General features: G+C 64.3%; 12 protein-coding genes. 10 read left to right on the top strand and 2 right to left on the bottom strand.

Going from position 1 to position 12,754, the window contains the following annotated elements:
* Positions 1-48: 48 nt before the first annotated feature.
* Complete coding sequence (locus ACYVL5_RS15005) at positions 49-1,326, bottom strand: multiheme c-type cytochrome (RefSeq protein WP_460596388.1); 1,278 nt, start codon at positions 1,324-1,326, stop codon at positions 49-51.
* The gene (locus ACYVL5_RS15000; RefSeq protein WP_460596387.1) at positions 1,323-2,465 is read right to left on the bottom strand and encodes a hypothetical protein; all 1,143 of its coding nucleotides are present in this window, start codon (positions 2,463-2,465) and stop codon (positions 1,323-1,325) included. Before ACYVL5_RS15000 ends, ACYVL5_RS15005 begins: the two co-directional genes overlap by 4 nt.
* A 131-nt stretch (positions 2,466-2,596) precedes the next feature.
* Here ACYVL5_RS15000 and ACYVL5_RS14995 point away from each other — a divergent pair, with 131 nt between their 5' ends.
* The 10 genes from ACYVL5_RS14995 to cmk all read left to right on the top strand — a co-directional run bounded on the left by ACYVL5_RS14995 (position 2,597) and on the right by cmk (position 12,733).
* Positions 2,597-2,878 carry a DUF503 domain-containing protein gene (locus ACYVL5_RS14995; protein ID WP_460596386.1) on the top strand — a complete coding sequence of 94 codons (282 nt, stop codon included), beginning with the start codon at positions 2,597-2,599 and terminating at the stop codon, positions 2,876-2,878.
* A 171-nt stretch (positions 2,879-3,049) separates the two neighbouring features.
* Positions 3,050-4,264 carry an efflux RND transporter periplasmic adaptor subunit gene (locus ACYVL5_RS14990; RefSeq protein WP_460596385.1) on the top strand — a complete coding sequence of 405 codons (1,215 nt, stop codon included), beginning with the start codon at positions 3,050-3,052 and terminating at the stop codon, positions 4,262-4,264.
* Positions 4,265-4,266: 2 nt separating this feature from the next.
* Complete coding sequence (locus ACYVL5_RS14985) at positions 4,267-4,956, top strand: ABC transporter ATP-binding protein (protein ID WP_460596384.1); 690 nt, start codon at positions 4,267-4,269, stop codon at positions 4,954-4,956.
* Positions 4,956-6,122, top strand: coding sequence for an ABC transporter permease (locus tag ACYVL5_RS14980; protein WP_460596383.1), 1,167 nt, complete (start codon positions 4,956-4,958; stop codon positions 6,120-6,122). Before ACYVL5_RS14985 ends, ACYVL5_RS14980 begins: the two co-directional genes overlap by 1 nt.
* Before the next feature lie 324 nt (positions 6,123-6,446).
* A complete protein-coding gene (locus ACYVL5_RS14975; protein WP_460596382.1) occupies positions 6,447-7,604 on the top strand; it encodes an ABC transporter permease in 1,158 nt (385 codons plus the stop codon).
* 350 nt (positions 7,605-7,954) lie between these two features.
* Positions 7,955-8,698, top strand: a complete 744-nt coding sequence (locus ACYVL5_RS14970) for a hypothetical protein (RefSeq protein WP_460596381.1) — start codon at positions 7,955-7,957, stop codon at positions 8,696-8,698.
* Positions 8,699-8,793: 95 nt separating this feature from the next.
* Positions 8,794-9,873 (top strand): bifunctional chorismate mutase/prephenate dehydratase, encoded by a 1,080-nt coding sequence (gene pheA / locus ACYVL5_RS14965; RefSeq protein WP_460596380.1) that lies wholly within the window; start codon positions 8,794-8,796, stop codon positions 9,871-9,873.
* A 12-nt stretch (positions 9,874-9,885) separates the two neighbouring features.
* Positions 9,886-10,746, top strand: coding sequence for a prephenate dehydrogenase (locus ACYVL5_RS14960; protein ID WP_460596379.1), 861 nt, complete (start codon positions 9,886-9,888; stop codon positions 10,744-10,746).
* Complete coding sequence (gene aroA, locus ACYVL5_RS14955) at positions 10,743-12,032, top strand: 3-phosphoshikimate 1-carboxyvinyltransferase (RefSeq protein ID WP_460596378.1); 1,290 nt, start codon at positions 10,743-10,745, stop codon at positions 12,030-12,032. Before ACYVL5_RS14960 ends, aroA begins: the two co-directional genes overlap by 4 nt.
* The gene (gene cmk / locus ACYVL5_RS14950; protein ID WP_460596377.1) at positions 12,029-12,733 is read left to right on the top strand and encodes a (d)CMP kinase; all 705 of its coding nucleotides are present in this window, start codon (positions 12,029-12,031) and stop codon (positions 12,731-12,733) included. Before aroA ends, cmk begins: the two co-directional genes overlap by 4 nt.
* Positions 12,734-12,754 lie beyond the last annotated feature (21 nt).

Here is a 12,754-nt window from a genome sequence, read left to right as displayed (position 1 = left end):
TTTTGCGGGGGAGAGCATGGATACACCTTTTCCCGCCGGGGGGCAAGTCTAATTTCCCCGGTCCAGCAGCCGCGCCTTTTCCTTTGCGTAGTCGTCGGCGGAGAGCGATCCCCGCTCGAAACGCCCCTTGAGGGAGCGGAGCTCTTCCTCGATGCTCGTCTGCCCCGGCTCCACTTTCCTGCGCTCCTTGAGCCGCCTCGCCTCGCTTTTGATGTCGATGAGGTCCATCTTCAACTCGGCGTTGCCGTACCAGTGGGTGTAGGCCGGATTCTGGTGGTAGGCGCCCTTCACCGTCTTCGCGTAATCGTACTTCTTCATCTTGAAGAAGAGCCGCTCGATGTGGGAGGTGTCCTCGTAGAGCATCTGGGCGTCGGTGACCAGTTGGAAGCCGCTTAAGGGGTGGGGAGGGCGGTGGTCGGGCATCGGGTCGAGGAGTCCCAGGGTGTTGAGGTCCAGGATCACCTCCTCGGCCTCCTTGAGGGTGGCGAGGCTCTGGGTTCTGACCGCGTCCCCCTGTTCCAGCTCGCGGCGGGCGAAGGAGGGGGCGTGGCAGCCGCTGCAGATCTTCACCATCTCCTCGCGGGCCTTCGCGCGCTGCTCGGCGGGGTAGGGGACCCCGCCCGAGTTCATGGTGATGCCGGAGGAGACGTTGTGGGTGCCGGCGGGCATGTGGCAGCTCTGGCAGTCCGGCCCGAGCTTGCGGCCGGCGCTCTTGTTGAGGATGCCGTGCTGGGAGGTCTGCCACATCTCCCACTGCGGGTGGTCGGGACCCATGTGGCACTTCGCGCAGGAGGCGGGATCGCGGGCGATGGCCAGGTCGGTGGAGTGCTTGGAGTGGCAGCTGTCGCAGGAGCCTTCCACGAGGTGGCAGGCATTGCAGCCGACATGGGCCATCTCGGAGGACTGCTTGAGGAAGCGGGCGCACTGGACCAGGGTGGAGGGGGTCTCGTCCCCCTGGCGGTGGCAGAACCGGCACTCGTCCTTCTTGCGGTCGGGGAGGTTCCTGGTGCACCCCCAGCCGGTGTGGAGGCCCAGCCCGTGGCGGCTCGCCTGGTGCTCCCGGGTGGCTTTCGGGTGGCAGGGGGCGCAGCGGGTCAGGTCGACCTTGGCCTCTCCCTTGAGGATCCGGTCGTGGTCGCTGCCGTGGCAGCTTTCGCAGCCGATGCCGGCCTTGCCGTGGGCGCTTTGCCGCCACTGCTCCACCGCCGCCGGGGTCTTTTCAGTGTGGCAGCCGACACAGCTTTCCGCGGCGAGGAGCCCGGAGGGGACGGCCCAGCCGATGGAGGCGGCCAAAAGGGTGGCCATGAGGGGAGCCGTCATCTTCATTTCACGAGCATCCTGGTGCGCCGTTCGCGGTATTCCTTCTCGTCGATGAGCCCCTGTGCGCGCAGGCGCCGGAGCTCGAGGAAACGGGCCGGATCGGCCGGCCGGGGAGCCTTCTTCATCTCCTCGAGCCCGCTCAGCCGGTACAGGGTGCCGTTCCAGCTGAGTAGGAGCCCCGAGCCGTCCGGGAGGAAGACCCCCCTGGTCTTCTCGGGGAAGTAGGCGGTCCGGTTCCCGTCCTGGTAGAGCCGGCCGTCCAGGTAGAGGTAGCTCCCTCCCGGGGAGATGGCGGGTAAGGCCCCGGCCGACGGCCAGGCGTAGATCTCCTTCCCGTCGGGGATGGTGACCCGCCGCGACATCCCCTGGCCGTTGCCGATGAGGAGGGTGTCGCCGTCCGGGAAGTAGAGAAGCGTCTGGGAATTGACCGATATGTCGGCGACCTCCGAGGTGCGGCCGGTGGCGAGGTGCCGGGTGATCACCTTCTGGTACGGCGTGAACATGGGGGGATCCCTCAGCACCGAGTAGGCGATCTCGTCGCCGAAGGGTGAGGCGGCCAGGTTGCGGTTTTGCACGATGGCCTCGTCCGCTAGTCTGCTCAGCGGGGGACGCAGGGTGACCGAGCCGACCATCTCGGCGGAGGGGGCTTTATTCCCGTCCCACTGGAAGACGACGGAGTTGACCAGCGTCCCGAAGCTGTAGCGCTTGAGTTCCAGCGCAAGGACCACCAGCCGGTCGCCGGCTACCCACGCCAGCGCCGCCGCCTGGGCCGGGATGCTCGTCTCGGCCACCGTCTTCCCGTCGGTGTCGAAGATCCTCAGGTCGGTCTTCGCTCCTTCGGCCGGGATGGCTGCCGCGAGCCGGTCACCCTCGGGTGAGAACGCGAGCGCGCTGGCCGGCCGTGGCGTCACCTTGACCGGCTCCTTCTCCTTGTCGAGCGCGATGAGCTTGACCCCGCCGTCGGAGATCACGGCCGCCTGGCCGCGGGAGCTGACCGCGAGCGGCTTGCCCGCATCCGCTTTGCCGATGGCGGTAAGCTGGTACGGCTCGGGGAGCTGGGAGAGTTCCTTTAACGTGGCGGAACACCCGGTGAGGGTGCCTACGGCGAGCAGCAGGAACAGGATGAACAGGCGGTGTGAGGACATGCGGCGCTCTCCTTTCATGAGGGGGCCAGTCTACCGGAATTGGGGCGGCAAGACAACGGCTAGATGTCGAGGTATTGTAGTACAATGCCGGAAGTGCCTTTTCTCATGTGGGAAGGCCGGAGGGGGGATTCATGCAGGTGGTTTTAATGCAGATACGGCTCGGCCTCATGAGCCGCACGCTGAAGGAGAAGCGGTCGATCGTGAAGAGCATCCTCGGGCGCGCCCGCAACCGGTTCAATGTCTCCTGCTGCGAGTCGGGGCTGCACGACCAGCCGTGGGACGCGGAGATCGCCTTCGTGACGGTGACCGATACCTTCACCCGCGGAAGGAGTGTCATGCAGCAGCTGGAGAGCTGGCTCGTGGAGGAGCGCCCCGACGTGGAGATCACCGACGTCCAGGTGGACGAGCTGTAGGGAGGCACATCCCCCCCGCCCCCCCTTTCTGAAAGGGGGGAAGCCCTGTTCACACGCCTCTCCCGGAAGTTTGCGATGATCTTCAAGGAGAGGGGGGCTGGTGGCGCTTCCCACCCCGGGGAAAATATGGTAGCTTCCGCTGGATCCGAATCCAGCTGGTTGGAGTGATTGATGGCTCAAGAGGAACTCAGCAAACTCTCGATCGACAAGGGGCGCTATGCCGCAGCTCCGGGGGGAAGCCGCCGCCGGGTGTGGGTGTGGGGCGTCGTCGCGGTGCTCCTGATCTCCGTCGCCGCCTGGCGCATCGCCCTTCTCCGCAGCGTGGAGGTCGAGGTCGCCACCGTCTCGCTCGTCTACCCCTCCCAGGCGGTCGCGCTCCTGAACGCCAGCGGTTACGTGGTCCCCCAGCGCAAGGCCGCCGTCTCCTCCAAGGCCACCGGCACCCTGGCCTGGCTCGGGGTCGGTGAGGGGAGCGTGGTCAAGAAGGGGGAACTGCTGGCGCGGCTGGAAAGTAAGGACGTCTCCGCCGGCCGGGACCAGGCCGCCGCCAACCTGAAGGTGGTCCGTGACCAGCTGGTGCAGGCCCAGGTTGAGGAGAGAGACGCCCTCACCAACCTCCAGCGCTACAAGGAACTCCTCTCGCAGGGGATCGTCGCCAAGAGCGATTACGATACCGCGAGGCTCCGTTACGACCGTGACGTCGCCGCTACCGCCGCCGCCCGCGCCGCGATAAAGGCGGCCGAATCCGGCCTCAAGGGGGCCGAGGCCGGGGTCGAATACACCGAGATCAGGGCCCCCTTCGACGCGGTGGTGCTGACCAAGAACGCCGACGTGGGGGACATCGTCTCTCCGCTCGCCGCCCAGGCCAACGCCAAGGCGGCCGTCCTCACCCTGGCCGACATGAGCTCGCTGGAGGTCGAGGCCGACGTCTCGGAGGCGAGCCTCGCCAAGGTGAAGGTCGGCGAGCCGTGCGAGATCCAGCTCGATGCCCTTCCTGATTCCCGCTTCAGGGGAGAACTGCACACCATCGTCCCCACCGCCGACCGCTCGAAGGGGAGCGTCATGGTGAAGGTCCGCTTCATCGACAGCGACCAACGGATCCTCCCGGAGATGAGCGCCAAGGTCGCCTTCCTGGAGCGCCCGGTGGAGAAAGGGGGCGGCACCCCGAGGATCGCGGTACCTCCGGCGGCCGTTGCCAACCGGGGGGGCAGGAGTGTCGTCTTCGTCGTCTCCGGGAACCGGGTGGCCGAGCGAGCGGTGACGGTGGGGGCCAAGATCGGCGACCTGGTGGAGGTATCCTCCGGCTTGAAGGCGGGTGAGCGGATCGCGGTCAAGCCGCTGGAAAAACTGCACGACCAATCCCGCGTGAAGGTCCCGGAAAAGTAACCATGGAATCCTCCCAGCCCCCCATCGTCTCCATCCGCAACCTTTCCAAGAGCTACCGGCGGGGAAACCAGGTCATCCCGGTGCTCTCCGATATCAGCTTCGACATCGCCCGGGGCGAGTTCCTGGCGCTCATGGGCCCCTCCGGCTCCGGCAAGAGCACCCTTTTGAACCTCATCGCCGGCATCGACGCGGCCGACCACGGGTCGATAGAGATCGGCGGGGTGGAGATCTCCCGGTTAAGCGAGAACGAGCTGGCTCATTGGCGGGCGTCGAGCGTCGGCTTCATCTTCCAGTTCTACAACCTGATCCCGGTGCTGACCGCCTTCGAGAACGTGGAGCTTCCGCTTCTTTTGACCCCCCTGAAGCGGGCGGAGAGGCGCGAGCACGTGGTGGCGGCCCTCTCGGCGGTGGGGCTTTCCGACCGGATGGATCACTATCCGGCCCAGCTCTCCGGGGGGCAGCAGCAGCGGGTGGCCATCGCCCGCGCGATCGTGACCGATCCCGACATCCTGGTGGCGGACGAGCCGACCGGCGACCTGGACCGTGTCTCCGCCGAAGAGATCCTTCGGCTCATGGACTGGCTGGTGCACAGCTTCAACAAGACCATCATCATGGTGACCCACGATCCCCGGGCGGCGGAGAAGGCGCATCTCATCCGGCACCTGGAAAAGGGCGAACTGAGTGAAACCTGATGGGCATTCCCTACTCCTACAGTTTCCGTAACCTCTGGACCCGGCGGCTCACCACCGTGCTGACCGCGAGCGGGATGGGGCTCGTGGTGTTCGTCTTCGCCGCCACCCTCATGCTGGCCGAGGGGCTCCAGAAGACGCTGGTCGAGACCGGCTCCCCGGACAACGTGGTGGTCATTCGCAAGGCCGCCAACTCCGAGGTGCAGAGCGCCGTGGAGCGGGACCAGGCGGCGCTTTTGACCACCGACCCGGCCGTGGCCGTAGGCACCGATGGAAAGCCGCTCCTCGCCAAGGAGCTGGTGGTGCTCATCAACCTGAAGAAGAGGGGAGGGAACAATCCGGCCAACGTGGTGATCCGGGGGATCGGGGAGGAGTCGCTGGCGCTTCGCCCGTCGGTGAAGCTCTTCGAGGGGCGGCTGCCGCGACCCGGTTCGGCGGAGGTGATGAGCGGGAAAAGCATCGCGCGCCGGTTCCAGGGGTGCGGGCTGGGGGAGACCATCAGGTTCGCGATGCGCGACTGGAGGGTGGTCGGGGTATTCGATGCCGGCTCCACCGGGTTCTCCTCCGAGATCTGGGGGGACGTCGACCAGATGATGCAGGCCTTCCGGCGGCCGGTTTACTCGTCGCTGATCTTCCGGCTGCGGGACACCAACGCCTTCGACAGCTACAAGGCACGCGTGGAGGGGGATCCCCGGCTGACCGTGGAGGCCAAGCGGGAGACGCGCTACTATCTCGACCAGTCCGAGGCGATGGCGAAGTTTCTGCGGATCCTGGGGATGGTGCTGACCGTGGTGTTTTCGGTAGGTGCGGTGATCGGGGCGACCATCACCATGTATGCCGCGGTGGCCAACCGGGTGACCGAGATCGGGACGCTCAGGGCGCTGGGGTTCCAGAGGAAGAGCATCCTGCTGGTGTTCATCCTGGAGTCGCTGCTGCTCGGGCTTTGTGGTGGAGTGCTGGGGGTGGTGGCGGCGTCGTTCATGCAGCTGATCACCATATCGACCATGAACTGGCAGTCGTTTTCCGAGCTGGCCTTCTCGTTCACGCTCACCTTCGGGATACTGTGGAAATCGCTACTGTTCTCGATGGTGATGGGCTTCATCGGTGGGGTACTGCCGGCCTTTAGGGCGGCGCGGATGAACATCGTCGAGGCGCTGAGGGCAACATAGAGTCAAAACCTTTAGAACGCGGATGACGCGGATTTAGCGGATTAACGCGGATAAGGCAAAAAATCTTTGGGGTAAGACAGAGTCAAAACCTTTGGAACGCGGATGACACGGATATAGCGGATTAACGCGGATCAGGCATAAATGCTTTTGGGGTAACCCAGATTCAAAGGTTTCTAGTTGTGGTTGTTGCCTTATCCGCGTAGATCCGCTCAATCCGCGTCATCCGCGTTCCATTGCTGTTAGGTTTGGGCCTTTACTAGATCCGCTCAATCCGCGTCATCCGCGTCATCCGCGTTCAATGGTTTGTGCTTGTAGGGTGTTCATATGTTCTGCCTGAAATACATCCTGCGTAACCTCTTCCGGCACCGGCTCCGTTCGGTCCTCACCGTGGTGGGGGTGGCGGTGGCGGTGCTCGCCTTCGGGCTCTTGCGCACGCTGGTCGGTCTTTGGTACTCGGGTGCGGAACATTCCTCGGCCACCCGCCTCATCACCCGTAACGCCATCTCGCTGATCTTCCCGCTCCCGGTCTCCTACCTCGAGCGGATCCGCGCCATCCCCGGCGTCACCGAGGTCTCCTACGGCAACTGGTTCGGCGGGATCTACATCGACGAGAAACACTTCTTCGCCAACCACGCGGTGGAGCCCAAGAGCTACCTCGACCTCTACCCGGAGTTCGTCCTCTCCCCCAAGGAGAAAAACGACTTCCTCCTCGACCGTAAGAGCTGCATCGTCGGGGCCAGGCTCGCCAAGACCTTCGGCTGGAGGATCGGGGACCTCATCAACCTCAAGGGGACCATCTTCCCCGGCCAGTGGGATTTCGTCCTGCGCGGGATCTACCACGGGGCGGAAAGGTCCACCGAGGAGCGGGTGCTTCTTTTCCACTGGGACTACCTCAACGAGTCGGTCAGAAAAACCTCCCCCCGAAGGGCCGACCAGGTGGGCTACTACATCATCGGGGTGAAAAGCCCCGACAAGACCTCGGAGGTGGCCCTCTCCGTGGACTCCCTCTTCAAGAACTCGCTGGCCGAGACGATGACCGAGACGGAGAAGGCCTTCCACTTGAGCTTCGTCTCCATGACTGAGGCGATCATGGTCGCCATCCAGGTCGTCTCCTACATGGTGATCGCCATCATCATGGTGGTCGCCGCCAACACCATGGCCATGACCGCCAGGGAGCGGATCGGGGAGTACGCGACGCTGAAGACGCTGGGCTTCAAGGCCGGCCACCTGGCGGGGCTCGTCTTCGGGGAATCGATCGCCATCTCCCTTCTGGGCGGCATGCTCGGCGCGGTGCTGACCTTTCCGGCCTCGCGCTGGATTGAGATCGAGCTGGCCCAGTATTTCCCGTATTTCAGTGTCTCGAAAGAGACGCTCGCCCTGGAGATCCTCTCCGCCTTGCTGGTCGGCGTGGTCTCCGGCATCTTCCCCACCTGGCGCGGCGCCACCATCCGCATCGCGGAGGGGCTGAGAAGGATAGGGTAGGGGAGTTGAGTGTAGGGTGGGCACTCCGCGCCCCCACGATCTGAAGAGGTAGGTCGCGTTGAGGAACGAAACGCGACATTATCACGAGGTGGCGAAGGGGATTGTCGCGTTTCACGGTGAAGCTGTTCAACGCGACCTACTGACTGACTCACGTTCACTCGGGGAGGAGCCTGCGGCTTCCCTCACCCGGCCTTCGGCCACCCTCTCCCCCAACGGGGGCGAGGGTATAGGTTGGTTCACTCCCACTTCACGGGGAGGGACGGGGTGAGGATGGGGCGCGCGGCAAAGTGTGTCATCCGGTATGGTATTCTCTTAGCTGACTTTTGATTTTCTATCCAGGAGGGGTCCTTTTGAAGTTTCTCCGTTTTCCGACTGACAAGATCGTCTGGCTTTTGCTGATCGTTTCCCTGCTTCTGTACCTCACCGAATACTCCTTCTTCGGCCACGGCAACGACATCTTCTTCAACTTCTTTTCCAACGTCGCCTTTCTCCCCGTCTACGTCCTCTTCGTGACGCTCATGATAGAGCGCGTCTTGAAAGAGCGTGAGCGCGAGGCGATGATCAAGAAGCTCAACATGGTCATCGGGGTCTTCTTCAGCGAGGTCGGCACCGAGCTCCTTCACAAGATCCTCCAGTTCTACGCCGACGGACAGGAGATCTGCCAGCGCCTGCGTCCCTCGGTCAAATGGAAGGCGGCCGATTTCGATGGGGCCCGCGACTTCGTACTGGCCCACAGCGTCGATCTCAACTCCCGCCTGGGGGACCTGGCCGAACTGAAGGCCTTCCTCGCCGAGAAAAAGGGGATCATGCTGGCCCTTCTGGAGAACCCCAACCTGCTGGAACACGATGCCTTCACCGACCTTCTCTGGGCGGTCTTGCACCTGGCCGAGGAGCTGCAGGCACGCCGCTCGCTCACCGGTCTTCCCGAGACCGATCTGGATCATCTCTCGGGAGATATCAAGAGAGCGCACACGCACCTTCTCATCGAGTGGATCGCCTATCTCAAACATCTGCATGACGATTATCCCTACCTGTACTCGCTCGCTGTCAGGATGAATCCTCTCGACCCCAATGCCAGGGCGGAGGTGGTCTAAAAGACGGCAGAAAATCATTGCAAAATGGCCCGCGCTGCCTTATAAGTAGAGGCTCCGCTGACCATCACTACCCCCGCCTGGAAGGTAACCGCCGCTTGAAAGAAAAGCACTCATTGGCAGAACTGCGGCAAGAGATTGATGCAGTCGATGACCGCATCCTGGAGCTCTTGAATCAGCGCGCGACCTTGGTCAAAGAGGTCGGCGCCATCAAGACTGAGAAACGCAGCGATTTTCACGTTCCCAACCGGGAGCGCGAGATCTACGAGCGCCTCACCTCGAACAATCCCGGCCCCTTCCCGACCGACGCCATCCGCGGGGTTTTCCGCGAGATCATCTCGGCCTCGCTGGCCCTGGAGCAACCGATGCGGGTGGCCTTCCTGGGCCCCAACGCGACCTTCAGCCACCTGGCCGCCATGCAGCAGTTCGGGCTCTCCGCCCAGCTCTCCCCCGAGCGCTCCATCCCCGCCGTCTTCGAGGCGGTCTCCAAGGGTGAGGCCTACTACGGGGTGGTGCCGGTGGAGAACACCACCGAGGGGATGATCTCGCACACGCTCGACATGTTCATGGAGAGCGAGCTGAAGATCAACGCCGAGGTGCTTCTCGAGGTCTCCCACTTCCTTCTCTCCCGCACCGGGCGTTTCGAGGACATCAAGAAGGTCTACTCCCATCCGCAGCCTCTCGCCCAGTGCCGCAAGTGGCTGGCCGACAACCTCCCCAACGTTCCGCTGGTCGACGTGGCTTCCACCACCCTGGCCGCCCAGATCGTCACCGAGGATTACACCGCCGCCGCCATCGCCAGCGAGTACGCCGCCTCCATCTATAACCTGAAGGTGGTCAAGGCCCGCATCGAGGACCAGGTGAACAACTTCACCCGCTTCCTGGTGGTCGGCAAGAAGATGGCGGACAAGAGCGGCGACGACAAGACCTCGCTGATGTTCTCGGTCAGAGACGAGCCCGGCATCCTGCACCGCATGCTGGAGCCGTTCGCCAAGAGGGACATCAACCTCTCCAAGATCGAATCCCGCCCGCTCAAACGCAAGGCGTGGGAATACATCTTCTACCTCGACCTCTCCGGTCACATCTCGGATCCCGAGGTGGCCCAAGCGGTCCAGGAACTCTCCGTCTGCTGCCAGTTCGTGAAGGTGCTGGGCTCCTATCCGCGGGCGCGGTCATGAGGAACCCCTAGCATGCTGTTCTTCAATCGGATGGTGGTGATCGGCCTCGGCCTGATCGGCGGCTCCCTGGCCCGGGTGCTGCGCGAGAAAGGTGTGGTCGGCGAGGTGATCGGGGTAGGGCGCGGCGAGGCGAACCTGAAAAAGGGCGTCGAGCTCGGCGTGATCGACGGTTACTTCTTCGACGCCAAGGAGGCGGTCAAGGGTGCCGACCTGGTCTTCATCGCCACCCCGGTCTGCACGATCCCGGCCGTGGTGGCCGAGATCGCTCCCCACCTCGAGCCGGGTTGCATCGTGACCGACGGCGGGAGCGTCAAGGAGTTCGTGGTCAAGGGGTGCGAGCCTTTGATGAAGGAGGGAACCTTCTTCGTCGGTGGCCATCCCATCGCGGGCACCGAGCATTCCGGCGTCGAGGCGTCCTTTTCGAGCCTCTATCAGAACCGTCGCTGCATCGTGACGCCGACCGAGAAGACCGATCCCCGGGCGCTCGCCAAGGTGGTGGAGCTCTGGGAGATCGCCGGCTCCACCGTGCCGCTGATGGATCCGGTCCAGCACGACCTGGTGGTGGCCTCCATCTCGCATCTGCCGCACATGGTGGCCTACTCGCTGGTCAATGCCGTGGATGGTTACGACCGCTTCGAGGGTGACCTCCTGAAGTACTCGGCGGGGGGCTTCCGCGACTTCACCCGGATCGCCTCCTCCGACCCGGTCATGTGGCGCGATATCGCCCTCACCAACCGCGACGCCATCCTGGAGATGATGGACTTCTTCTCCGGCTACCTCGCGAAACTGAGGAACCTGGTGGACAAGGGCGACGGCGAAGGACTCCGGGAGTTCTTCCATAATTCAAAAGAGAAACGGGACGCCATCCTATGAACAGTTATACCGTCCGGACCGCTAAAGGTGTCCGTGGAGAGATCCGCGTCCCCGGCGACAAATCCATCTCGCATCGCTCGATCATGTTCGGCTCCCTGGCCCGCGGCATCACCCGGGTCACCGGTTTCTTGCGCGGCGAAGACGCCCTCTGCACCCTGGAGGCCTTCCGCGCCATGGGGATCGAGATCGAGGACGACGGGGAGAACATCACCATCCACGGCAAAGGGATCCACGGGCTTTCCGAGCCGACCGACGTCCTGGACTGCGGCAACTCCGGCACCTCGATGCGGCTTTTGACCGGGCTTTTGGCCGGACAGAACTTCTTCTCGGTGTTGACCGGCGACAAGTACCTCCGCGCCAGGCCGATGAAGCGCGTGGTCGGGCCCCTCTCCCAGATGGGGGCCAGGATCCTCGGGCGCGCCGGCGGTGAGAAGGCTCCGCTCGCCATCCAGGGCGGAAAGCTTACCGGGATCTCCTACGACTCCCCGGTCTCCTCCGCCCAGGTCAAATCCGCCATCATGCTGGCCGGCCTCTACGCCGACGGCGAGACCGTGGTGCGCGAGCCGCATCTCTCCCGCGACCACTCGGAGAGGATGCTCCGCTACTTCGGCGCCGAGCTCGAAACCTTCGAGGGGGGCGTCAAGGTCCACGGCGGCGTCGAATTGACCGGCCGCGACCTCGTGGTGCCCGGCGACATCTCTTCGGCCGCCTTCTTCATGGTGGCCGGCCTGATCGTTCCCGGCTCCGAGCTCTTGATCAAGGGGGTAGGGGTGAACCCGACCCGCACCGGGATCATCGACATCCTCCAGGCGATGGGCGGCGACCTCGAGCTGACCAATCCCCGCGAGGAGTCGGGCGAGCCGGTGGCCGACATCCTGGTCCGCTCCTCGAAGCTCAAGGCGATCGAGATCTCCGGCGACGTGGTGCCCCGCGCCATCGACGAGTTCCCGGTCATCACCGTGGCCGCCGCGCTTGCCGAAGGGACCACCGTGATCTCCGGCGCCGCCGAGCTCCGCGTCAAGGAGACGGACCGCATCGCCGCCATGGCCGACAACCTCCGCCGCGCCGGCGTCGAGGTGGCCGAGACCAAGGACGGCATGGAGATCACCGGCGTCGAGTGCCTGAAGGCCTGCAACGCCGAGAGCTTCGGCGATCACCGGATCGCCATGTCGATGATGGTGGCCGGGCTCACCGCCCCGGGCGAGACCCTGGTCTCCGACGTCGACTGCATCGCCACCTCGTTCCCCGGTTTCCGCGATCTCCTGATGGGGGTCGTAAAGCATTGAGCGCACCAGCCAGGTTGAATGGGGTCATCGTCGCCATCGACGGTCCTTCCGGCGCGGGCAAAAGCAGCCTCACCAAGCTCTTGGCCCGGCGGTTGGGGTACATCAACATCGACACCGGCGCCATGTTCCGCTCGGTGGCACTCATGGCCCGGCGGGCAGGCATCGGCTGCGAGCAGGATGCGGAGCTCGCCGAACTCTGCAAGGGGCTGAAGATCGGCTTCGAGCGCGACGGGGAAGGGTACCGGGTCATCGTCAACGGGGAAGACGTCTCCAGGGCCATCAGGACCGAGGAGATCGGCATCCTTACCTCCTGCATCTCGGCCCGGAAACCGGTGCGGGACGCGCTTTTGGCCATGCAGCGCGAGATGGGCGCCTTCGGCGGCGTCATCCTCGAGGGGCGGGACATCGGCACGGTGGTCTTCCCCGACGCCGAGGTGAAGTTCTTCCTGTCGGCCAGCGCCGAGGAGCGGGGGCGCCGGCGGTGGCTGGAGCTGAAAGCCCGCGGCGAAGAGGTCACCCTCGAGGAGACCATCGCCAAGGTTGTCCTCCGGGACCAGCAGGACGAAACTCGCCAGCATGCGCCCTTGAAAAGGGCGGACGACGCGGTGGACATCGACTCCACCAACCTTTCGATTGAAGAGGTGCTCGACCTCATGGAGCGGACCGTCCGCGCCCGCCTGCAGGAGCTCGAGCAGAGTTAGAATAGTCAGAAAAAGGCAAAG

This window comes from Geomonas sp. Red276 (assembly GCF_054784495.1).
The sequence above is the reverse complement of the archived record's forward strand: the minus strand, read 5'-3'. Positions and strand labels throughout refer to the sequence as shown.

Bases quoted from the DNA above. Each gene is read 5' to 3' on its own strand.
- ACYVL5_RS14995 (WP_460596386.1), top strand. From the start codon at position 2,597: ATGCAGGTGGTTTTAATGCAGATACGGCTCGGCCTCATGAGCCGCACG.
- ACYVL5_RS14980 (WP_460596383.1), top strand. From the start codon at position 4,956: ATGGGCATTCCCTACTCCTACAGTTTCCGTAACCTCTGGACCCGGCGG.
- ACYVL5_RS14960 (WP_460596379.1), top strand. From the start codon at position 9,886: ATGCTGTTCTTCAATCGGATGGTGGTGATCGGCCTCGGCCTGATCGGC.
- ACYVL5_RS14985 (WP_460596384.1), top strand. From the start codon at position 4,267: ATGGAATCCTCCCAGCCCCCCATCGTCTCCATCCGCAACCTTTCCAAG.
- ACYVL5_RS14975 (WP_460596382.1), top strand. From the start codon at position 6,447: ATGTTCTGCCTGAAATACATCCTGCGTAACCTCTTCCGGCACCGGCTC.
- ACYVL5_RS15000 (WP_460596387.1), bottom strand. From the start codon at position 2,465: ATGTCCTCACACCGCCTGTTCATCCTGTTCCTGCTGCTCGCCGTAGGC.
- aroA (WP_460596378.1), top strand. From the start codon at position 10,743: ATGAACAGTTATACCGTCCGGACCGCTAAAGGTGTCCGTGGAGAGATC.
- ACYVL5_RS15005 (WP_460596388.1), bottom strand. From the start codon at position 1,326: ATGAAGATGACGGCTCCCCTCATGGCCACCCTTTTGGCCGCCTCCATC.
- ACYVL5_RS14990 (WP_460596385.1), top strand. From the start codon at position 3,050: ATGGCTCAAGAGGAACTCAGCAAACTCTCGATCGACAAGGGGCGCTAT.